A 22,206-nucleotide genomic window follows, 5' to 3' on the forward strand; every position below is an offset into this window, starting at 1 on the left:
TGTGGGAGCTGTCGAGCTTAGGCGAGGCTGCGAAGGCGGTGGTACGGTCAGTAGAGATGTGGTGCCTGAGCCATCAGAAGCTGTACTTGGCCGTCAGCTTCATATTCTGCGGGTCACCATAGATGTCGTACGGGCTATAACCGCCATTGGCCACGCTGCTGTAGTACGTACGGTCAAACAGGTTGTTGACGTTGAGCTGCAGGTCCAGTTGTTCGGTGGCTTTGTAGCCCGCCACCAGGCCTACCACCGTGTACGAGCCCTGTTGGTTTTTCCAGGCTGTGGCGCCGGTGCCCCCTGAGGTGCGAATGCGGCTCTGCTGGTAGATATCACCGCCAATGCGCCAGCGCTCCAGTTCACCGGGCAAGGTGTAAATGGTGGACAGCTTGAACAGTTGACGCGGTTTAGCGCGGTCGAAGTCCTGACCCTCCCGCGAGGCAGTGGCGTCGCTCACGTATTTCGTCTGGGTGTAGGTGTAGCCGGCGGACAATTGCAAGTTGTCGGTCACGGCGCCCTGGATTTCCATGTCAACGCCTTTACTGCGCACCAGGCCTGCCGCTTCGTAGCACGCACTGGTGGGGCCTGAGCCGCAACCTTTGAAGTCAGGCAGGTCCTGGGCGCGGTTCTTCTGGTCGATTTGGAAAACCGCCATGCTGGCGTTCAGCGCGCCGCCAAAATATTCGCCCTTGATGCCGACTTCATAGTTCTCACCCACGATCGGGATGATCGCTTTCCCATCCAGGCCTTTGCTGCTCTGCGGCTTGAAGATATCGGTGTAGCTCACATAGACCGAGTGATTGTCGTCCAGGTCATAGACCAGCCCGGCATAACGCGTCAGGTTGCGCGTGACCTTGTAGTTGCCCTCACTGTCTGCGCTGTCTTTGAATTCGTACCAGTCCAGGCGCCCACCGAGAATCAGCGAGAGCGGCTCGGTCAAACGCAGGCGGGTGCTGGCGTAGAAACTGTCCTGAGTGGTGTTCTCGGGAAGGCCGTTGGCGCCCCTGACGTAGTCGGGCTCGGCGTGATTACGAGGGTCCCACTCGAAGGGGTTGATGCCCGTATCGATGAACGCGCTCCAGGCCTTGCCGGAACGGTATTCCAACTCACGCCGGCTAACGCCCACGGTCAGGTCATGCTCCTGGCCCAGCATCTGGAACGGGCCGCTGAGCGCCAGGTCGTAGCCGGTCTCTTTCTGCTCCATGGCTTCGGTCCACAGGTAGTGGCGGTTGTAGTCCCAGATCGAAGAGGCCAATACGTCGGTGTCGGTGGTTGACTGCATCGCGGCCAGACGCAGCTTCCAGTCGTTGGCCAAGCCTTGCTCAAGGGTCGCGAAATAGCCCGTGGTGCGATTGTCGGAGTACTCCCAGTCATGCCCCAGGAAGGTGTCTCGCGGCAGATTCAGGTGACCCCCGCCACGCGCCATGGGCAAGCCGCCCCAGATGTAGTTGGTATAGCTCTTCTGGCGGTAGCCACCGAGTGTCAGGGTGGTGCTGTCGCTCAAGTCGGCATCGACCACGCCGTAGAACAGGTCGGCATCACTCTCCACTGAGTCGCGGAAGCTTTTCGAGTCTTGCCGCGAGATCACCGTGCGGGCGCGCAGTGTGCCGGCTTCGTTGACGGGGCCGCCGACGTCCAGCGTGCTGCTGTAATTGTCCCAACTGCCGGCGCTGCCGGTCAGCGTGGCCTGGAATTTGTCGGTCGGGCGCTTGCGCACCAGGTTGATCGCGCCAGCGGGGTTGCCCGCGCCCTGAGTCAGCCCGGCAGCGCCGCGCACGATCTCGACCCGATCGTACATCGCCAGGTTGGCCTCGCCGCTGGGCAGGTAAGTCAGGAAGCTGGTGGGAAACCCGTCATACAGGATGTTGTCGATGTCGAAGCCGCGGGCACTGAACGTCGGCCGCCCTGCCCCGCCAGAGTTATTCAGAAAAATCCCCGGCGCACTTTTGGCGACATCACTGATGGTGGTCATGGCCTTGTCGTCCATGCGCTTGCGCGTCACCACGCTGACCGATTGCGGCGTCTCGCGCAGCGTCAGGGGCAGCTTGGTGGCGGTCTGCATGGAGCCGGTGGTGTACGAGCCGGTGTTCTCGGTGGTTTCACCAATCTGCTGCCCCACGATGGCGGTTGCCCCCAATTGCAGGGTGCCGCTCGACTCGGGGGCTTTTTCCAGCATCACGCTGTTGCCACCGGTAGACCGCCAAATCAGGCCGCTACCAGCCAATACTTCAGCCAGTGCAGCCTCTGGCTCCTTGGAACCGGTGACACCGGGGCTGCTCTTACCCACCACCAACGTGCCATCGAATATCACCTGTAAACCACTTTGTGCGGCTAACCGGTTGAGCGCGCTCGCCAAGGGCTGGGGGGCGATATCAAACGCATGTGGATCGGCGACGGCCAGGCCGGATATCAGCCCGCACAGCATGGCAAGCGGGGCGACAGACAAAGATTTGAGACGCAAACCTTTGGGCAGTGGATGGTGCATCGGTGCTCTCCCTAATACGAAGCATTATCGTTCTAGGAAGGGAAGACGGGCGAGACGCCAACACCCGTAAAAATAATTACGTCTTGGGTGAGATCACCAACAGGTAGTCGGTGTAGCGCTCGATCTTGAGGGGGAAAACTTTCTCCAGCGTCGCCAGGCCCTCGTCCAAATGATCGAGTTGGAAGGTACCGCTGACCTTGAGTTCGGCCAGTTTCGTATCCCTGACCATCAAGATGCCCGGTCGATAGCGCTCGACCTCCTCAAGCACCTGCGCCAGCGGTGTCAGCTCAAATACCAGACGACCCTGCTCCCACGCTAACAGCTTGTCGACGTCCACAGCCCTCTTCTCGCCCAGGCCGTCGGCACGCCCGGCAACGGTTTCGCCAGCGCCGAGTGTGACCTGGCCCGCGCCGTCTGCGACGGCCACACGCCCGCGACGCACCGTGACATCGGCCTGCTCGCCCACGCGGCGCACCGCGTAGATCGTGCCCAGCGCGGTCGCGTTCAAAGCACCCGCCTGCACACTGAACGGGCGTTTTGGGTCTGGCATAACCTCGAACAACGCTTCGCCCTTGCGCAGGGTAATTCGCCGGCCATCGGCGGTGAGATTCACATCGACGGCACTGTTGGCATTCAACGTGACGCGCGAACCGTCCGCCAACACGACCTGTCGACGCTCTCCGGTACCGGTGTGATAGTCGGCATCCAACGCCATGCGCTGCACCGCCGCCACGCCAAGCCCGAGCACCAACGACGCGGCGATGCCCATGGCCCAGTTTCGACGCGAAGAGCGCCTTTTTACGGTAAAGGGCTCAGACAGGTGCGCACTCAAACACCAGACACGCCGCGCCTCGACAAATGCCTGCTGATGCTCCGGCGCCTGCTCGCACCAGGCCCGCGCGGCGGCCACGTCAGCGGGCAGCACCGAGCCCGAAGTAAGGCGAATCACCCAAGCCTGGGCGCTGCGCTGAACCTCGGTAACGGACTGTGTTGTAGGGGATTGATCGTGCATACCGACTATCGTTGCAGGCATTGGCTGAGAAAGTCGAGTGCAACTGCCAGTTGTTTTTCCACCGTACTGATCGATACCTGCAACTGCACGGCCACCTCTTTATGGGGAAGATTACGCAGGCGACACAGCATGAATATCTGCTGGCATTGGGCTGGCAGCCGTTGCACCGCGTAGGCCATGGCAGCGAGATCCTGCTGCGCGACCACCACATCGAACAACGCCGGGCTCTCGCCGGTTACCTCGTAGAGGTAGCCAATGCCTTCATCAAGCTGCTCTCGGGTCTGCCTGCTGCGCGCATGATCAATTGCCAGGTTTCGGGCAATTTTAAAGATGAAACCGCGCAGATTGAGCACGGGTTTACGCGGCGGCTGCCGGAGCAGGCGCAGGTAGGTTTCCTGAGTCAGATCGGCAGCCGTCTCAGGGTTACGCAACTGACGATGAAGAAACGAGCGCAACTCGCTGGCATGGGCGCGAAAGGCCAGCTCAAGCTCATCGGTGGTCATGCTCGACATGGGTGCAGATCACACAGCGGAAAGCCGTGCACTCTAATGATAACGTTTCGTATTTACAATGTTTTTGTCGATAGTCCTTTTGAAGGCGTTCCAACCCAACACGCACGTTGTCCAACCTACCCCGTTTCACATATCTTCAGCCCTTCACCTGCGCATACGGAGCCGCCATGGACCTCACCACCCTCGCCCTCTTCCTCCCCGCCTGCTTCGCACTGAACATGGCGCCGGGCCCCAACAACCTGCTGTCTGTCAGCAACGCCACACGCTACGGCTACCGCACTTCGTGCCTGGCGGGCATTGGGCGCCTGCTCGCCTTCGCCGGCATGATCGCCCTCGCCGCTGCGGGGTTGGCGGTGGTGCTGCAAACGTCGGAGTTGTTGTTCTACGGGATCAAGATTCTGGGGGCGGCGTATCTGTTTTATCTGGCGTATCAGTTGTGGCGGGCTGATCCGCAGGCGCAGGTTGAATCGTCGGGGGCCAAGGTCGGGTTGTGGGGGTTGGCGCGTCAGGAGTTTTTGGTGGCGGCGGGCAAGCCTAATGATGGTAAATATAAAACCTTCTGTCCGTCCGCCATCAGCCAAAAGGAGCCGCTCATGAGCCTCCTAAACTTCAAAGATGCTAACCTCGCTTAGGCCAAGCTGACTCAAACGGCCTGAGAAATCCCGAGAACTGAAAATGGAAGAAACGCTCTCTTCAATATTTATGCGAACTAATGGAAAGCCCATAAATTCCAATGGGAAAACCGTCGTGGCGATCGTGGAGATCGAGATCACGAAGCCCAGAACCGTCTTTTCAATTCGCCGATTGAGCGCTACTGACAATCGAGTGCAAGGGCTAGCATTGAAGGCGGTAAGTGGACAGATCGTCGTCGACGACTCTGGCAATGGCTACCCCGAGATAGTGTTGTGGTCTGATACCAGTCCTGATGATGTGGTGATAGAAGTGCTTTCCAAATCTGGAAGTACTTTGAAAATCTGGAACGTATGGAGAAGCACTTTTGGCATGAATGCTTGGGTTGGCAACGCAGGAATTTACGTCTGCAGACCCGATGGCAAGATGACACTGGCGTGTAGCGACGGTGTTGGTGATGTCGACTTCTGCGATTATGTGGTTGCTTTAGAGGAACGATAATGCCGGTAGTTGTATCCGTTACGAGTCGACCGAGCATCGAGGAATCAAGTTGGGCTCAAGTACCTTCGACGCTGCACGACCGCAAGTGAGAGGTATCTGACCATGGACGTTCAAGAACTCGAAGAAAGCAACATCCTGTCCGTCTCATTGGACCAAGCCCACCATATTTTTGAAATGATCGTCAGCCTGCTCGACGATACCCGCTGCAGGCTGATTGCCTGGAACGACGACGGCACCAAATTGACTGTCCGATTTGGCGCACTCAACCTGTGCCACCGCACGGAACTCGGAGAGCTGGAAGGCATAAGCTTTGTAAACAATGTGCTGAGCCTAGAGGGTGACTTCGGGGATATTGAGATCGAGGCTGAGAATGTGGCAGTGGAAAGGCTGAAGAGCGTTCTCAGCCCGAAATGAGCGGCGGTTCCGGGGCTGACGTTGGAGTGAGTCGTAAGCGGCCTTAGCGGACATGGAGCAATCAAGCTAGGTTCAGGCAAGCCCGGCGATGGATAATATAAAACCCTCTGAAATGTAGCCACCCCATAACAAACGTCGCACAGCACACCTCCCTTTTGTGGATTACATGCTGGCTGACCAACGCTTTAGGGGGGCAAACTGGATTGCCGCCGCGATCTTGTCGCCAGCGCTCGGTGTCGATCAACACCAACCTCTTCGATAGCAATAAACAGCACCTTGACGGTCGCAGAGGGCAAAGCGAGAGAGGCTTCCACCCCATCCACAAAACCTTTTGCGCGCTCTTGCGCCATTGCCAAGACATGCACGGCTCCAGCCTTGCGGAGGCGTGCTAGGTAATTAGCGAGTTGGGTGCGGATTAGATCGGGCATGGTGACCCCATTGCGCGAAATACGACGCTCATTCTTTCACCAACTATTGGTGAGGTGAGGGATAACGCCAAGAAGGCGTTTCCTAATCGAATTAGCGGTCACTGCGTAAAACCAACCCCGTGGGTGTTGGTCTACTAGCGCAGGGAGGGACTGATTTCAACCGGCCCACAAAACATCCCCCGCACTGGCTTCAAGTGCAGGGGCCTTTTGAGCATCAGCGAAGTTATTGGTAACGCGGCGGGCTACTCGATCAGGGTGGCAATTAATACTCAATTGCGCTGGCCGAGCTGCAGGTCGACCGCACTCAAACGCCTATGCTCGTCCCAGTCAATCAAGCCTTCCTCGAACAGCGCCTAAACATACCCACGCGCCCAAAGCACGAGCACATCCACACTCCATGCGAATCGCCGGCTGTATCTTGGCAATCTTATACAGGGCGCGATACGGCGTGGCAGGCTGGTTCAGTTCAGGAGTGGTGGGGGTTCCCCTCAGATCGAGTGTTGTAGAAACTGCTCAGCACATAGTTTATTTTAGGTGTCGCAAAAAAAACCATAGGGAAAACCCTATGCCCTTACTACATCGTTATGAATCACTACTGCTTACAAAACGTATGCCTATCTCCTCCGCCCCCCCCTTAAGGTTTTGAATGCATGACGACTAATTCACGTGCCGATTCATGATCTGGGAATTCCTTGAAATCTGGTATCCTTGTCGACCAATTTCAAACTGACTGGCAGACATGGACCTTTTTATAATCGTTTTCTTAATTAGCTTTTTATTTTTTCAGATACTTGGATTTGTCACTTTCAAGCGCGAGATCCTATGGCTCTCTAGTGATTATGTGTGGCTTGGGTTAGCAGCTATTTCGCTATTTTTCTACGCTCAGAAAGCTGAGCAAGATAACGCTAAGAGAGTGTTACCAAACTACAATACACACCTTAGCCATATGCGCCAAATGACAAAATCCGATATTTTTTTCTACATAGGCCATCTCGACATAATGTATGAATATGGCCTAGGAAACGGAGTCAAGAACAACGATGAATATCGTTCTGATATTTTGTTATTGCAGCGCCGCATTAAAGCACTCATTGAACCAATGCAGTCCAAAGACTGGCCCGACAGAATGGAGCAGTTCTTTGACTGCGCCGAGATTTCAGCAAAATTAGTGAGCGAAACGACGCGCCTCACGGCAGCAACATTATGCGAAAAGTTTGAGTTGGTACATAAATCAAGAGAGAATAGGAATGCGATGGCTAAAACCGCTAAAGGCGGGATAGCTTCAGCCTTAGAAATTCATATTTACCCAATTTTTTTCGCTTTAGCACTGGCCATTCGACTTGGCCGTACTACAGCAGACGTCCGTAGAAAGCAGCCAGCAAAATCGCCTCCAGTTATCATAAACCCAAATGATGGAGCCGACACCTCTGAAGTATAACTTTTAAAGTTTACATTATTAGGGTTATAGCCGAAGGTCTCTTCATGATTATCGAATCAATTTCGATTCCGAAGGATCTTGTTATTGGTGTCACTTAATCAAACGGTATCCTTGCACGATGATCCGAGTCTTCGTGCAAGGATGTGAGGCCCAATTAGATCTTTTTGCCATCCTCATGCCGACAATGTAAGTCGCGTTAACTACATCTAGCTTCAACAATTTTACACGTCTGTGGCGTGCCTCCACTCTGGCCTGCAAATTTGTAGCAGGCGTTCATCGCATCTGTTCTGGCCTGCCCCATTGTAGGAGCCCACGCAGATCCTCCATGGCCTTTTGTAGGCATGGCTTTCGCGTAACATCTATTAGGACCCTCTGCGTTAAAGCTCTCTGTTTGTGATGATTTATTTACCTGGCTACAACCCCCTATCAACAACGTTAGCATCACAAAGACCAAGCTGCCTCGGTTACGCGTGAAATTCGACATATCGAATCCTCGGAAATACCACCGGTATAAGATGGGACTCTGTGGTGGCAATGTGATGTTAGCACCCCTTTGCCAAATATCAATTAATCGCTCAAGTAAATTTATTTCGACTTCGACCGGCAAATATCGAGTACTAGAAAGGTCCGAGTACCGGCACCATTTACAAAGTTTGACCTAAACTATTTTGGCACCGAACCAACGGAGTGAACCTATGAGACGTGAATATTCGTTGTGCGATGTGCTTGACAAGATGCACGAGAACCAGTCGGCACTGGAAGCTGCGATCATGGAGCTCAGACTTTCCATTGAGGCACAAGGATATGAGGAGACAGGGCGCAATGCTCGGGGGGCGCTCGATACCATAGGTGAGAATGCAGGGCACATCAAACAGGGTTTAGCTCGCTTGCGTGCAACAGGCTGCACCTAGATAGCTTCAGGAACCACTCAGTGAAGCCTAACGATGAGCAATACAAGTCTTCTAAAGGTTACAGTCTGCCAATAGCGGCCTGCTGAGTAGTTAACAGTGAAAACGGCCGTTAGGCGTATGATCTCACACACCCTCTTTACAGGATAATGCGGCTTAAGACTGTGGCGTCGTCGCATCCCGAATCATCCACTCCGCCATGCGCACACAGTATTGCATCGCCAGATCTGCCTGAGACAGCGCGGCCATTTCGCTTATGTCCGAAGCAGCCTTCATATGTTCCAACAGCTTTGCCTTCGGAGTGTCCCTGGCGCTCTCCCAAAAGAAATTAAAATAGTCCATTGCAGTTCTCAACGGTTTACGACCAGCATTACGGTCGACTACTCCGAAGAAGGTCGATGGATGTTGTTTGTATGCCTCCAGTTCAGCGTTCGTCATGGTTATCATGCACATGAAGCGCTCCCCATTGACACCAAGGAAGGTGCAAAATGCTTGCTTCTGCTCCGGCATGACAACGCCACCCTCCAGGACGGCCTCTACGTCCACACCACCCGGCCCTGGAACCGTATACCTGAAACCGATCTGGAGTCTGTCTGATGGCTGGTTGCTGGCGAAAACATCCGCCTCACCGATGAAGGACACAGGAATCGTCCGATGTTTCTCCATGGACTCGATCAGCTCGAATACCGGCAAATGACGGTGCCGCGTCTGCACCTGTTCTATCAAGCTCTTGAAGGCCGGCTGCATGTCATTCACTCGAAACCCCCACAGTAGAAAGCTGAAGGGCAGATTGGTCGCGTCAAGGTGATGCTCTTCGAGAGTGAGTGTTGCGATTACATACGCCGGGGGCAGCGCTCTTCCAACCCGGTCCTCCGTATAGCATTTCAGCAGTCGTTTTGTTTCTGCCAGAGCTATGGGGAGCTTTTCGAACTGGTGAAGTTCGAGTCGACCGTCGTTCGTGTCTATAAAGACAATCCGAGGGTGCTCAGCATGCTTCGTCAACGCACTGTGCAGAAGCTTATTGACCTTAAGCCTGGTGCCTTCGCGTCGCTTGGCCTCAACGGAGAACTTAGCGCCAGTGGCGACATGAGTGGCGACAAACTCCACGTGCGTAGAGCGACGGTCCGTTTCATCTTCCAATTCGAGGGTGAACCCAGCCCGCAAAAGCGACGCAGCAACTCGCACCTCATACATCGCCCCAGTAAATCCGCGAGGACTTCTGATCCTATCAATGAGAAGAGGCTCGACGCCCACCGCATGCTGCAGCGCGTACAAGTCATATGCGAAGCGTATGTAAGCCGATAACGCTCCCGTCGCAGGTAATCTAGATTCTTCATAGTTAATCTCACGCACAGCCGCCTGCTCGCATGCACGCAGGAACCAAACCACGATGCGATGCTGATCGTCCTTCGGCTTGCGGATCTCTTCCTGCCACCAGTCATCGCCAAGGACGATCCTGGGATAGTCGCGCAAGAAATCGTGAAACGTCCTCCAATTCTTCGAAGTGTGAAGCTGGCGACCGACGGCGACAATGCGATGCCCATTTACTTGCGTGGAAATGATGGCTCTGCCCAGCCCTTGCTGCTCCCGACGCTGAAACTCTCGCGCTTCATGTCTTGTACCAGCGGCCACCCGCTCAGCCTCATGTAGATCCAGCGAGCCGTGACACTTTTTGAACTTCTTGCCACTGTTACAGGGACACGGGGCGTTTCTACCGGTCGTATGGTGCACGTGCTCACTCCTGCCGGAGATAGGGAAATCGAGAATACCCAGCGGGTCAATGACTGACAATCATGCCCTACAGTGAAAACCAACTTACGCTGCTACACAGACCTACTGGGCTGATCCCGTAGGTCTGCAGTGGGTCAAAAGCGCTCATCTCGCAAGTGAGGAATCACGCTAGGCTCCGGCAAGCCTAATGATGGGCAATATAAATATAATCACGGACTATTAATCGAACCAAAGCACACCCGGGAATTTTTCGGGGCGCCACCAACCTGTCAGCTATCAACTGTGATGGAGGACAGGCTGAATTTTCAGCAATGAACCCTAGTACTACCGCACGCAAAAAACGCATCTTCTTTCATCAAAAGATGTACGACCTCATCACCTAACGAGTTTTTCTCTTTCCTTCAGACCGTCTGTGATGACATTCTGCCTGTATCGGCAATCCACTCGAAGGACAGAGAATGCTATTCAGTCACATGACCGCAGTCGAAGAAAGGATCCTAGCCAGCTCCAAAATAAGTGCAAATAGTGGTCATAGTTTGCACAAAGGCACCCCGCGCGAGGCTTTTATTAAAGAGTTTCTTGAAGCTCATCTTCCCTCAACAGTCGCAATCGGCACCGGGGAAATCATTGACTCTTCCTCCAGCCCAAATGGATCTAGAAACCAATTTGATATAGTCATTTATCGGAAAGGCTTCCCTAAGTTAGATCTCGGTGGAGGAATCAGTGCATTCCTTGTTGAATCCGTTATAGCCACGATAGAAGTAAAATCCACACTTGATGAGCAAGGACTTGAGCAAGCGATAAAAGCAGCACGCAACGCAAAAAAACTACGACCTCATGTTTTTAATTTTATACAGATAGGTTACAAGCTTCCCGCAATAGTAAATTTTGTCGTTGCATATGCTGGACCAGCAAGAGTCGAAACCGCATACAACTGGATAAACAACATACACGAATCACTAAAAATAACCTCTCCGCAAGTTAAATTCCCAGAACGCTATGACACTCCCTCTCCGTCTATTGACGGAGTATTTATTCTTAAAAAGGGTTTTTTGCACTTCGACAACATACCCGACTCAATGACTCCTTCAGATCTCAGGGCCTCCCACCCGCATTCAAACTGGGTATTAACTGAGTCAGAGAGCGGCACTCTCCTATATTTATTTTTCTTATTGAGCAACATATGCATACATAGTGCTAGCCTCGCAATAAATGCTGAGAAATACCTATCAAACATCCCTCAAAGTGGATTCAAACTATTACGCTAATGCAGAAACTATAAACTCCCGACCATTTGGGAAAAAATTATATTTAAACGGAGCAATCGATGAAGAACACGAAGCATTTTGACTACATTACTAATCGAATCACCGCAGCCAAACGCAACGCAGATAGCTTAGCATCAGGTATAGGACACCATGGTATAGCAGGAGAAATACGTGAGATAGCTGTCAAAGAATGTATTGAACCGTTCTTAACACAAAGTTATCAATGTGGAACCGGAAAAGTTATTGACTCTTTCCAAAAACTCTCCGACCAACTCGACTTGATAATTTATCATAAAAAAGTTGTACCTCCGATACTGGTTGGCAGAGACCTTGGACTGTACCCTATCGAGTGCGTACGATACGTCTTTGAAATAAAAACAACTCTTAATGCCAACGAGATAAGAGACAGCAACAAAAAATTCAGATCCATCTCAATGCTTACATCTTTCCCAAAACAAGAAGAGAATGGCTCAATAACAAGCGGGCCTCGTCCGACCACGGTTCTTTTAGCTTTCAATTCGGATATAGCCGGCTCCGAAATCGAACGCTATCAAAAACACACAGATGATGATTATCCTCCATGCACTGTGCTTTGTGTGCTTGGAAAGGGATATTGGTTCTTTCATGGTCCATCTAAGAGTTGGTGTGGACTCGAAACGACCCGCGAGTACCCGCCTTTTTTCGAGTTCAGCATGTTCATAACGGGCTTAATGAACACCTTATCTTCAGAGGAAACTTCGATTAGGCCATTCAGCCCAGGAGTATACATAAATATCGATGACATCTTACTCCAACCACTATCTAGCCCTCCTGAAAGCACTGGTACTGTAGAAGATAACTGCACAGATACGAAAGATTAATCCCCCACAGCGTACATCGCTAACTGCATTGCACCACCCAAAGCTGATCAAGCTTGGTTGTATAACTCTGACTCATCATCTTCCGACGCATCTCCCAGTCAGGATCCACAGGCACGCTGGCCGAGCGCAGCGTACCCCTGCCCCATCGTCCATTGACCTGGTCAAGCACCTTCATCACGCGAGTCGCCTCCACCGGCTGTGACATGGCAAACAAATCATCGGTGTACTCTCCTGGCTGGCAAAGGTTTAGCAACATCACCTCAGCCTTGCTGTACTTAAAACCTGGCCGAAATATCCGATCAAGCGCACCCACCGCAGCTTGAGTAAGCAGCCGCACGTCGTCGGTGGGGTACGGCATATCCACCACCACCCCATTCGCATACTTCGGCTCCTCCGGGTTGAACATGCCAGTGCGGATGCACACACGCACCTTCTTGCACAGCGAGTTCTGAGCACGCAGCTTCTCAGAGGCCCGCATCATGTAAGTGGCCACCGCCTCTTTGATTGGCGGCAGCTCCGTCAGCCTCTTGCCGAACATGCGGCTGCAGCAGATCTCCTGCTTTGGCGGATCCGGCTCATCCAGCTCCAGGCAAGGCGTGCCACCCAACTCCCTGGCCGTCTTCTCGATCACAATGCTGAACTTCTTACGGAGTGTCCACGGATCCGCCTTAGCCAAATCCATTGCCGACTTGATACCCATGGCATCAAGATGGAGTTTCATCTTGCGGCCAACACCCCACACCTCCGCCACGTCCGTATTACGCAGCACCCAGTCACGCTTAACCGAATCGGTGATGTTGACTACCCCACCGGTTTGCGCCTGCAGGCGCTTCGCCGTGTGGTTTGCCAGCTTCGCTAAGGTCTTGGTATGAGCGATCCCGACACCAACAGGAATGCCAGTACAGCGAAGCACTCGTGCACGAATATCCCGGCCTAAAGCATCCAGCCCTCCGATACCAGTCAGATCAGCAAACGCCTCGTCGATGCTATACACCTCAACCGCCGGCACCATCGCCTCTATCAAACTCATCACGCGCTCGCTCATGTCCCCGTACAGCGCATAATTAGAGGAGAACGGGACAATGCCGTGCTGCTTGAGCTTGTGCTTGATCTGAAAATACGGCTCACCCATTTTGATAAAGGGCTTGGCGTCATAGCTACGGGCGATGACGCAACCGTCGTTGTTGCTCAGCACCACAATGGGCACCTTCGCCAGATCGGGCCGGAATACCCGCTCGCAACTGGCGTAGAAACTGTTGCAGTCAATCAGGGCAAAGGTCGGTTCTGGCTTAGACATGGCTGCGCACTGTACTGGTGATCACGCCCCAAATCGACAGTTCGTCGCCTTCGAGGACGTAGCGTGCCGGGAACTTGGGGTTTTCGGAAAGCAGCACCACCTCCCGGCCACGCTTACACAAGCGCTTACACACGGGCTCATTGTTCAACAGTGCCACCACCACATGCCCGTGTATCGGCTCAATGGCACGATCTACCACGGCGAGGTCTCCATCGAAGATCCCAACGCCTTGCATGCTTTCACCAGTGATAGCTACCAGGTACACATGCGGCGCACGGATGTTCAAAACTTCATCGAGCGAAATGTGCTGCTCGATGTGATCCGCTGCCGGCGACGGGAAGCCGGCCGGAACCTGGAACGAGCACAACGGCAGCTTCGCGCCGACTTCAGCGATGGGACCTAAAATGGTAAAGCTCATGGCGGCGCCTTTCACATATACTGTACGAATGTACAGTTAACTTTGTAGGACGCTTGCGGTCAATTTTTCTGTGGGAAATTTCGACAAATGGAGGGCGGCGTATGTGCGGGCGATTTGTGCAGTACGAAGGGATGGCGATCTATATAGAGGAGCTGAATCCTCAGATCGAACTGTTCAGCGGTTTCGACGCGCAGCCGATTGATCGCTACAACGTCGCGCCGTCGACGCGAGTACAGGTGCTACACGTAGCGGAAAATGGGCTGTACATCGATGCTGTCAAATGGGGCTGGGCGCCGTTTTGGGCCAAGGGTAAACGCCCGGATCCGATTAACGCACGCGTCGAGACCGTGACCACGGGGAAGTTTTTCAAGCAGCTTTGGCCGAATGGCCGAGCGCTGGTTCCGAGTGAGGGTTGGTACGAATGGGTGGTAGACCCTGACGATCCAAAGAAGAAACAGCCGTACTTCATTCGCCTGAAGAGTCAAAAACCGATGTTCTTTGGGGCACTCGCCCAGGTACATCGCAGCCTTGAACCTGACGAGCGCGACGGGTTCGTGATCATCACAGCCGCTGGCGATCAGGGGATGGTGGATATACATGACCGAAAGCCATTGGTGCTTTCGCCTGGCTACGCCCGGGAATGGCTTGACCCAAACCTTAGCCCCGAACGTGCTGAAGAAATCGCGCGTGAATGCTGTCAACCAGTAGGCGATTTTGAGTGGTATCCCGTGGGTAAAGCTGTAGGAAATGTGAGAAATCAGGGGCCAGACCTGATTCTCCCAGAGGATGAAAACTAAGCAGCCTTTCCTAATTAGCAGTGCGAGCAGCATTGTGAATTTTAGCCGCTAAAATCGCGACACCCTTGAGTACTACATTGAAGTATCAACATTTTTAGCAGGTCTAACTTTAGCTAAACATCTTCTCCAGCACATCGCTCCGTTATTCCGTTATTCCGTCATTTCGTCATTTCGTCATTTCGTCATTTCGCTATTTCGCTATTTCGCTAAAACGCTAAAACGCTAAAACGCTAAAACGTAAAAACGTAAAAACGCTGTACCGCTACAGCGTTATGGCGTTATGGCGTTATGGCGTTACGGCGTTATAGCGCTACACCACTACTACGCTACTACGTATTAGCAGTGATCCGAGCAGCCCACCCCCCACGAGTTGCAAGCCCTCAGCCCCACAAGCCGCATCGGTCGCAGCGACCAAGAGAATCAGGTGATCAGAGAGAAAAAAACGTCCAACCCCAGCAGGCCCGGCAAGTTACCAAGTAGGCAAATAAAAATACCCACACGGTATTGACTTAAAAGCCGAAGCCGACTTAGTCTAAAAAGGACTTACCGAGCAGCACAACTTTCGACAGAAATCTGAGCATGGCAATATTTGTTGTGCACACCTGCGCCTCAGAAATATAAAAGCGCACGTAGCCTGATGGAAAGCTTCACACCCTTAGACAATAAAACTTGCACCCTGAACATCAGACCCAACAGGGTCTGAATTCATTACAGAGATAATTACATGAAGTTATTCGCCTTAGCTCTCGCCATTGCAAACGCATATGCAGCTCTGCGCAAAGTATGGGATTTACTGAAGCCCTAAAAGACCACGTAAGTCGGGTAAAGGACGACCCCTTCCGCAAGCCTAAAACAGAGAACCCAAAGGATCTGGCTGCCAGTTCATGATCACCAGTTCCCCGCTCACCTCAGCCCTCCCCTGTCTTTGGTTGGCCGTGGTGTAGCGAATGTCCAGGGTCTCGAAATGAAAGCCATCAAACGCCCGCCGAATGTCCGGGTGATCGTTGATGCTGACCATCACCTTACCCTTACAGCGCCGCATGAAATCAGCCATTCGCTCATAATTTTCAAAGGGGAAATCCACGCCATAGCCCGCCGTCTGCCAGTAAGGCGGGTCCATGTAGTGAAAGGTGTGGGCACGGTCGTAACGCTCGGCGCAGTCCAACCAGGGAAGGTTCTCAACGTAGGTGCCCGACAACCGCTGCCAAGCTGCAGACAGGTTCTCCTCGATCCGCAGAAGATTGATTGCCGGGCCAGTAGTCGCGGTACCAAACGTCTGCCCCGTCACCTTGCCGGCAAAGGCATGGTGCTGCAGGTAGAAAAACCGGGCGGCGCGCTGGATGTCGGTGAGGGTTTCGGGACGGGTCATCTTCTGCCACTCGAACACCTGCCGAGAACTGAGCGCCCATTTGAACTGGCGCACGAACTCTTCCAGATGGTTTTGCACGACGCGATACAACGTAACCAGGTCGCCGTTGATATCGTTGAGGACTTCAACCGGCGCGGCCTGGGGGCGCATGAAGTAGAGCGCGGCACCGCCGGCAAAGACTTCGACGTAGCATTCGTGGGGTGGGAAGAGCGGGATTCCATTGCGTCTTCGTCGGTGGTGTTAGGGCCATCGATGATTGCCATCGCGCGCAACTTGTCGCTCAAGCCTACCAATGCGGTTGCGACGGCCAGGGTCGCCGTGTGCTTGGGCGCGGCCAGCAAACGCGGCTGCGCGTTAAAGCGGCTCTTGCCATCGAGCAGCGCCTGCATGCCGGTACTCGCGCACCGGGTGAAAGGCGTGGTCGTGTGCAACGACGCTGACCGCCTCGATCACATGGGAATCTTTCACGCGGAGGTTGTATTGCTGGGCGAGCCATTTCATCACGCGCATGTCATCGATGTCGGCCCAATCGCCGGCACCGCCACCGAAGGGCGCAGACCGCAGCTTGACGATCTTGGAGCTGAACACGCTGTAACCGATAACACCGGCCCAGCGCTCGTCGTTGCCCAGAATCAGCTCAACGTTTTGCATATGCGCGATCAGGGAGCCGTTTTCGGTACGGGCAAGTTGGTCTTTCCAACCACCAGCTGCAGGAGGCTTGACCACCGCCAGCACCTGGCGGCGGACGGCCTCCAAACCCTCGGCGACGTGCAGGTCGTTGAAGTCGGTCCACTTGATCTCGCGCTCACCGGAGAACACCGGGGCAACCACCTGACCGCCGACAACCAGCGCGGCGTTGGCGGCTTTCTCTTCGCCTGGGTTCCAGGCATCACCGTTGGGGCGCTTGGTCTTCCAGTCGTCGTCGCGGCAGATAATCAGCGGGCAACCGGGGAAGCGTTCGCGCATCGCCTTGGAGACTGGCAGCAGGTTGCCCGCGTCGAAGGCGATGGCAACAGTGAGAGACGTCGCCATGTGCAGGCTTGCGCCCGTGGCATAGCCTTCACACACCAGCACCGGCTCGCCGGGTTCGGGGTGTGGGCCGATAAGGTGGAAGGCGCCCTCTTTCGACATGCCGTAGGGCCAGTAGGCCTTGTCGCGCCCGGTGTCCTCTTGCTTCGCGGGGAAGATCACCTGCAAGCCGACGATCTGGTCGCGGACGTTGCACATGGGCACTAAAAAAGCGCCGGTACGGGGCGCATAGCGAACCTTGAAGCCGACGATCTGCTTTCGATCCAGGTAGGCGCTCTTGCCCTTTTCGGGCATGCGCTTGAATAGACCCGCAGCACGGTTGGCCGCTCGACGTGATGCGTTGGCCGCGATCTCTGCGGCCCTGCGCTTGGCGTCTTCCTGACGAGCGCGCATGACTTCACGCTCTTCGGGGCTCATGCGCCCGGCCTTGACCTTGATCTTTTGGGTATCGCCGGAGCGCCAGTCACCGAAGCTATCAGCGCCTACGCCTTTATGGGCCTGCATATGCGTCGCTGGTTTGCCGAGCCACGGGGCAAGCGGGTGTTCAATCGTTGCTGCGCGGGCTTGCTCTCAGCTGCGGCGACGGTGTTATTGATGGCGCGCCGAGCGTGAATAAAGCATGGGTATAAACACAGTCTCTACTTGCTGATGACCACTGATCAGCACTAAGATGCGATGAATTCTCAAATGCACTTTGTTCTTGCAGAGGCTTTCAGTGCCGTCGTCATCCCTCCCTCCAGCCCAGCACGCTGATATTCATACCCTGTATATCGATCATCACGCTTGGCTGCTGGGCTGGTTACGCAAACGACTGCGCCATGGCGACAATGCGGCCGACCTGGCCCATGACACCTTCGTGCACATTCTTGGCAAGCCTGACCGGTTGCAGGAGTTGCGCCAGCCACGTGCCTGGTTGAGTACCGTGGCACATGGGTTACTGGTTGATCGTGTTCGTCGGCAGCGGGTTGAAAGGGCGTACCTGGAGGCCATTGCACATCTGCCCCAGGCTGAGGTGCCGTCGCCGGAGTCGCAACTGATGTTGTTGCAGACCCTGGACCGTGTGGATGCATTGCTCGACGGCCTGCGCCCGAAGGTGCGCTTGGCCTTTCTGCTGTCGCGGCTTGAGGGCCTGAGCTACAAAGACATCGCCATACGCCTGGACGTCAGCCTCGCCTCGGTGGAGAAATACATGGCCAGCGCCATTCGCCATTGCTACCTGGCTCAACAATGAGCACGCGAACGCTACCAGAGCTGCCTGATACCGTACTCGACCAAGCCATCGGCTGGCTGGTGAAGCTGGAGTCCAACGGCTCGAACCCTCAGGTGCTGGAAGCCTGCCTGCACTGGCGCCAAGCCGATGCACTGCACGAGGTAGCGTGGCAAGCGCTGCAAACCAGCGATGCCACGTTCCAAGGCTTGGCGGCGCTGCCAGGCAGCGTGGCGCGCGATAGCCTGGAGCGACTGCACAGCGCACGTTACACCCGACGCCAAACGCTTAAGCTGCTCGCCATGGGTCTACTTGCCACGGGTGTCACCGGCTGGTCGCTGCGTGAAAGCACGTGGGTACCTTGGGGCGTGGATTACGCCACGGGTGTGGGCGAGCGTCGTCAATTCCTGCTCAATGATGGCACTCGCCTGCAACTCAATACCGCCAGTGTGGTGGACGTCCAATTCAACACCCGGCGCCGCCTGATAACCCTGCGTCACGGCGAAGTTTTTATCGATACCGGTAAGGACAGCGCCGCGCCTGGCGGGCGCCGTAGTTTTTGGGTCAGCACCCGGCATGCGCAGTTACAGGCCATTGGCACCGCGTTTGCGGTGCGCGATGAACCGCAGGGCACGCGCGTGCGAGTGGAGGACGGCGTAGTCGCCATTCACGGGAAAAGCGAACCGATACGGGTTGCCGCTGGCGAGGAATACCTGATCGATATCACCGGCAGCCAGCGTGTCGAGGCCAGCAGCCTCAATGCCAGCGCATGGACACGTGGGCAATTGGTGGCCAAACGCATGACGCTGGGCAACATCACCGCTGAGCTGGCGCGGTATCGCCATGGGTGGTTGCGCTGTGACCCTTCCATTGCACAATTGGAAGTGTCCGGCGTGTTCCAACTCGATGACATCGATCAAGCCCTGAGTGCCCTGAGCGACTCATTGCCGGTTCGCGTCGAGCGCTTCACCCCGCTATGGACGCGTATCGTCGCCCGCTGAACCTGATGAGAAAATTTCGCAAAAAAATTTACGGGTTTTCCCGAGCCCTTCGACAGACAGGACATCCCCCCTGTTATTCGAAAGGAGCTCGTCGTTCATGTCCTCTGTTTTGACCCCCTCTCGGCCTCTACCTCGCAGCGTCCTCGCGCTGACCCTCCACAGCCTTTTGCTCGGTGGCGTGATCGGCCTGCCGCTGGCCAGTTTTGCCGCACAGGCAGAGCAGTCTGGTAACCGCCAATACAACCTGGCCGCCGGGGCGCTCGAAGAGTCGCTCAACGACTTCGCCCAGGTTGCCGGTATCTCCCTGCCCTTCGACCCGGCGCTGGTACAGGGCAAACGCGCTCCGGCATTGCGCGGTGAGTATGGCGTACATGAAGGCCTCAGCCGCCTGTTGGCCGACAGTGGACTGAGCGCTATACGCACGGCCAGCGGCAACTACCTGCTGGTTGAGCGCACTGGCGACACCAGCGCGCTTGAGCTGGGCGCCACCACCATCAGTGGTGCAGACCTTGGCGCGGTCACCGAAAACAGTGGTTCCTACACGACCGGGGCCATGCAGGCAGCCACCAAGCTGCCCCTGACGCTGCGCGAAACCCCACAATCGGTGACGGTGATTACGCGCCAGCGCATGGACGACCAGGCGATGCGCAGCCTCGACGATGTGGTCCAGGCCACTCCGGGTTTGCGCCTGGCGGCGGCGCGTCCGGCCAACAGCGAGTTCTTCGCCCGTGGCTTCCCTATCACCAACATCATGTTCGACGGCCTACCCACCACCTATAACGCCGACTGGGTAGCCACCGCCGATCTGGCGCCTTACGACCGTGTCGAGGTGGTGCGCGGTGCCACCGGCATGATGCAAGGCGCCGGCAACCCCTCAGCTGCCATCAACATGGTGCGCAAACGCCCCACCCGGGAGTTCCAAGCGAGCATCACCGGCAGCGCTGGCAGTTGGGACAATTACCGCAGCGAACTGGACGTCTCCGGCCCAGTCAACGACAGCGGTAGCGTGCGCGGGCGTTTTGTTGGCGCCTATCACGACAAGGATAGCTACCAGGACTACGCCGGGCGTGAACGCGGCGTGTTCTACGCCGTCACCGAGTTTGATTTGACTGACAGCACCACCCTGACCGTGGGTGCGTCAGACCAGAACGACAATAACAACATCAACTGGGGCGGCTTACCGGTAAACCCGGACGGCAGCCACATGGGGTTGAGTCGGGCCAAGTCATTCGGCTACAGCTGGTCGCACCAGGACGTCGAGAACAAGACGGTATTCGTCGAGCTGGACCAGCGTTTCGACAACGACTGGCGCCTGCACCTGGGGGCTTCGAAGAACTGGTCTGACTTTAAATTGGGCGGCGCCGTTCTGGAACGTAACAACGATGCAACCTACCGTCAGCGGGTGTTCAATCAGACCCGCGACTACGACCAGTCAACCTATGACGCCTTCGCCAGCGGGCCGTTCTCTTTGCTGGGGCGCCAGCATGAACTGGTGGTGGGTGCCAGCAAGCGTCAACTCAAGACCGAAGCCGTCGGTGGCACCGCCTTCATCAACAATATCGACATCAACACGCTCAATCCAAATACGCCAAGGCCGTTCGTTCCAGATATTTACGCCATCAACGACAAGGTCGATCAGGAGGGCCTGTACGTCACCACGCGCTGGAACCTCGCTGACCCGCTGAAGGTAATTGTGGGCGCGCGGCTGGACTGGTACGACTCGACCTCGATCTACGACCAGACCAACGACCAGTACTACACCTCGGGGAAAACCAAGGAAGTGCGCCACGTCACGAAGTACGCCGGCGTGATCTATGATTTGGACGACAACTACTCGGTCTACGCCAGCTACACCGATATCTTCCAGCCCCAGGACGAGAAAGACGGCGAAGGCGCAGGCATCAAGCCGATCACGGGCGAAAACTATGAAGTGGGCATCAAGGGCGAGTACTTTGGCGGCGCGCTGAATGCCAGCGTTTCGTTGTTCCAGATCGACCAGCTCAACCGTGCTGCAGAAGTCGCTGACAGCAGCCAGTGCAGGTTTATCGCCGTCGGCAGCTACGCCTGTTATGAGGCCGCTGGCAAAGTCCGCAGCCAGGGTATCGAACTGGAGATCAACGGGGCATTGACGCCAAACTGGCAGGTAGGCGCCGGCTACACCTTCGCCCAGGCCAAGTACCAAAAAGATGCCGACAAGAACAAGGAAGGCACCCTGTTCGACACCGACGTGCCTCGGCATATGTTCAAGGCCAACACAACTTACCGCCTGCAAGGCGACCTGAACAAATTGCGTATCGGCGCGAACCTCTACAGCCAGAGCAGCACGTACAACAAGGGCAGTAACGCATTCGGCAACTTCCATATCGAACAGCAAGCCTATGCGCTAGTAGGGTTGATGGCTGGCTACCAGGTCAACAAACACTTGGACACCCAACTCAATCTCAACAACGTGTTCGACAAGAAGTACTACCAGGGCATCGCCAGTAACTCCACGTGGAGTCCTTACGATGTGTACGGTGACCCGCGCAACGTTACCGTTACCGCGAAGTACAGTTTCTGACGCAGCACCTGGGCACACCTTCAAGGCGATCACGATGACCAAAATCGTTATCGCCGCGATTCGAGCGGCTTTGAGGGTGCTTGACACGCTCGCTGACATCCCCTGAAGATAGGGACCTCATTCAGGGTGTGACAATTCATGTCTGCTACGTCGCTGCTTAACCTTTTCGCCATTGGCTCCGTTGCCAAGGCGCAAAGCTGCGTTGCGCACGCCCTCAAATCGAAGAAACAGTCGCTCATGTGACCGGGGCGCGCTGTCCCGTCAGATGAGCTGACAGGACATTGAGCGCGACGGTCTCCCCCCTTGCACAATTCCCCCTGCCCTCCTGACGGTGACTCAAGCGGTCA

Annotated in this window: 18 protein-coding genes and 4 pseudogenes; 12 read left to right on the forward strand and 10 right to left on the reverse strand. The window is 55.3% G+C overall.

Annotated elements, in window-relative coordinates; genetic code table 11:
• Positions 1 to 73: 73 nt before the first annotated feature.
• The 3 genes from ICY20_RS27295 to ICY20_RS27305 form a co-directional block, all read right to left on the reverse strand.
• Complete coding sequence (locus tag ICY20_RS27295) at positions 74 to 2,479, reverse strand: TonB-dependent siderophore receptor (protein ID WP_194939132.1); 2,406 nt, start codon at positions 2,477 to 2,479, stop codon at positions 74 to 76.
• A 76-nt stretch (positions 2,480 to 2,555) separates the two neighbouring features.
• Positions 2,556 to 3,491, reverse strand: coding sequence for a FecR family protein (locus tag ICY20_RS27300; RefSeq protein ID WP_194939133.1), 936 nt, complete (start codon positions 3,489 to 3,491; stop codon positions 2,556 to 2,558).
• A gap of 5 nt (positions 3,492 to 3,496) precedes the next feature.
• Complete coding sequence (locus ICY20_RS27305; RefSeq protein WP_159961111.1) at positions 3,497 to 4,003, reverse strand: RNA polymerase sigma factor; 507 nt, start codon at positions 4,001 to 4,003, stop codon at positions 3,497 to 3,499.
• A 167-nt stretch (positions 4,004 to 4,170) separates the two neighbouring features.
• On the opposite strand from ICY20_RS27305, the pseudogene ICY20_RS27310 reads away from it, so the two are divergent.
• The 3 genes and pseudogenes from ICY20_RS27310 to ICY20_RS27320 form a co-directional block, all read left to right on the forward strand.
• Positions 4,171 to 4,539, forward strand: a pseudogene (locus ICY20_RS27310) (LysE family translocator); the annotation flags it as partial.
• 139 nt (positions 4,540 to 4,678) lie between these two features.
• Complete coding sequence (locus ICY20_RS27315; protein ID WP_194939134.1) at positions 4,679 to 5,134, forward strand: hypothetical protein; 456 nt, start codon at positions 4,679 to 4,681, stop codon at positions 5,132 to 5,134.
• A gap of 102 nt (positions 5,135 to 5,236) precedes the next feature.
• The gene (locus tag ICY20_RS27320) at positions 5,237 to 5,548 is read left to right on the forward strand and encodes a hypothetical protein (protein ID WP_194939135.1); all 312 of its coding nucleotides are present in this window, start codon (positions 5,237 to 5,239) and stop codon (positions 5,546 to 5,548) included.
• A 185-nt stretch (positions 5,549 to 5,733) separates the two neighbouring features.
• Here the strand turns inward: ICY20_RS27320 and ICY20_RS27325 are convergent, their stop codons facing one another.
• A complete protein-coding gene (locus ICY20_RS27325; RefSeq protein ID WP_194939136.1) occupies positions 5,734 to 5,976 on the reverse strand; it encodes a hypothetical protein in 243 nt (80 codons plus the stop codon).
• A gap of 739 nt (positions 5,977 to 6,715) precedes the next feature.
• Here ICY20_RS27325 and ICY20_RS27330 point away from each other — a divergent pair.
• Together ICY20_RS27330 and ICY20_RS27340 are read left to right on the forward strand one after the other, a co-directional pair.
• The gene (locus ICY20_RS27330) at positions 6,716 to 7,414 is read left to right on the forward strand and encodes a hypothetical protein (protein WP_194939137.1); all 699 of its coding nucleotides are present in this window, start codon (positions 6,716 to 6,718) and stop codon (positions 7,412 to 7,414) included.
• A 695-nt stretch (positions 7,415 to 8,109) separates the two neighbouring features.
• Positions 8,110 to 8,325, forward strand: a complete 216-nt coding sequence (locus ICY20_RS27340) for a hypothetical protein (RefSeq protein WP_194939139.1) — start codon at positions 8,110 to 8,112, stop codon at positions 8,323 to 8,325.
• 153 nt (positions 8,326 to 8,478) lie between these two features.
• On the opposite strand, the gene ICY20_RS27345 is transcribed toward ICY20_RS27340, so the two are convergent.
• On the reverse strand, positions 8,479 to 10,053 hold the full coding sequence (locus ICY20_RS27345) for a YecA family protein (protein WP_194939140.1): 1,575 nt from the start codon (positions 10,051 to 10,053) through the stop codon (positions 8,479 to 8,481).
• Positions 10,054 to 10,526: 473 nt separating this feature from the next.
• Here ICY20_RS27345 and ICY20_RS27350 point away from each other — a divergent pair, with 473 nt between their 5' ends.
• Positions 10,527 to 11,321 carry a DUF6602 domain-containing protein gene (locus tag ICY20_RS27350; RefSeq protein WP_194939141.1) on the forward strand — a complete coding sequence of 265 codons (795 nt, stop codon included), beginning with the start codon at positions 10,527 to 10,529 and terminating at the stop codon, positions 11,319 to 11,321.
• A 59-nt stretch (positions 11,322 to 11,380) separates the two neighbouring features.
• A complete protein-coding gene (locus tag ICY20_RS27355) occupies positions 11,381 to 12,181 on the forward strand; it encodes a DUF6602 domain-containing protein (RefSeq protein WP_194939142.1) in 801 nt (266 codons plus the stop codon).
• Positions 12,182 to 12,200: 19 nt separating this feature from the next.
• Here the strand turns inward: ICY20_RS27355 and umuC are convergent, their stop codons facing one another.
• Both umuC and ICY20_RS27365 read right to left on the reverse strand, forming a co-directional pair.
• Positions 12,201 to 13,478 carry a translesion error-prone DNA polymerase V subunit UmuC gene (gene umuC, locus ICY20_RS27360; RefSeq protein WP_194939143.1) on the reverse strand — a complete coding sequence of 426 codons (1,278 nt, stop codon included), beginning with the start codon at positions 13,476 to 13,478 and terminating at the stop codon, positions 12,201 to 12,203.
• The gene (locus ICY20_RS27365) at positions 13,471 to 13,896 is read right to left on the reverse strand and encodes a LexA family protein (protein ID WP_044286813.1); all 426 of its coding nucleotides are present in this window, start codon (positions 13,894 to 13,896) and stop codon (positions 13,471 to 13,473) included. The genes umuC and ICY20_RS27365 overlap by 8 nt, the downstream gene beginning before the upstream one ends.
• Before the next feature lie 101 nt (positions 13,897 to 13,997).
• Here ICY20_RS27365 and ICY20_RS27370 point away from each other — a divergent pair, with 101 nt between their 5' ends.
• Entirely contained in the window at positions 13,998 to 14,693 is a 696-nt protein-coding gene (locus ICY20_RS27370) for an SOS response-associated peptidase family protein (RefSeq protein WP_194939144.1), read from the forward strand.
• 847 nt (positions 14,694 to 15,540) lie between these two features.
• Here the strand turns inward: ICY20_RS27370 and ICY20_RS27375 are convergent.
• The 3 genes and pseudogenes from ICY20_RS27375 to ICY20_RS27380 all read right to left on the reverse strand — a co-directional run.
• Positions 15,541 to 16,278: a DNA adenine methylase gene (locus ICY20_RS27375; protein ID WP_194939182.1), complete on the reverse strand. Its 738-nt coding sequence runs from the start codon at positions 16,276 to 16,278 to the stop codon at positions 15,541 to 15,543.
• 2 nt (positions 16,279 to 16,280) lie between these two features.
• Positions 16,281 to 16,457 (reverse strand): annotated as a pseudogene (locus ICY20_RS28230) (phage tail sheath family protein); the annotation flags it as partial.
• Positions 16,456 to 17,565: pseudogene (locus tag ICY20_RS27380) on the reverse strand (toprim domain-containing protein); the annotation flags it as partial. The pseudogenes ICY20_RS27380 and ICY20_RS28230, both read right to left, overlap by 2 nt.
• Here ICY20_RS27380 and ICY20_RS27385 point away from each other — a divergent pair.
• From ICY20_RS27385 to ICY20_RS27400, 4 genes and pseudogenes are all read left to right on the forward strand, one after another.
• Positions 17,563 to 17,703, forward strand: a pseudogene (locus tag ICY20_RS27385) (LysE family translocator); the annotation flags it as partial. The pseudogenes ICY20_RS27380 and ICY20_RS27385 overlap by 3 nt on opposite strands.
• A 103-nt stretch (positions 17,704 to 17,806) precedes the next feature.
• Positions 17,807 to 18,322, forward strand: a complete 516-nt coding sequence (locus ICY20_RS27390; RefSeq protein WP_194939145.1) for a sigma-70 family RNA polymerase sigma factor — start codon at positions 17,807 to 17,809, stop codon at positions 18,320 to 18,322.
• Positions 18,319 to 19,299, forward strand: a complete 981-nt coding sequence (locus ICY20_RS27395; protein WP_194939146.1) for a FecR family protein — start codon at positions 18,319 to 18,321, stop codon at positions 19,297 to 19,299. Before ICY20_RS27390 ends, ICY20_RS27395 begins: the two co-directional genes overlap by 4 nt.
• A 97-nt stretch (positions 19,300 to 19,396) precedes the next feature.
• Positions 19,397 to 21,859, forward strand: a complete 2,463-nt coding sequence (locus tag ICY20_RS27400) for a TonB-dependent siderophore receptor (RefSeq protein WP_194939147.1) — start codon at positions 19,397 to 19,399, stop codon at positions 21,857 to 21,859.
• Positions 21,860 to 22,206 lie beyond the last annotated feature (347 nt).

The organism is Pseudomonas pisciculturae (assembly GCF_015461805.1).
In the GTDB taxonomy this organism is placed as follows: domain Bacteria; phylum Pseudomonadota; class Gammaproteobacteria; order Pseudomonadales; family Pseudomonadaceae; genus Aquipseudomonas; species Aquipseudomonas pisciculturae.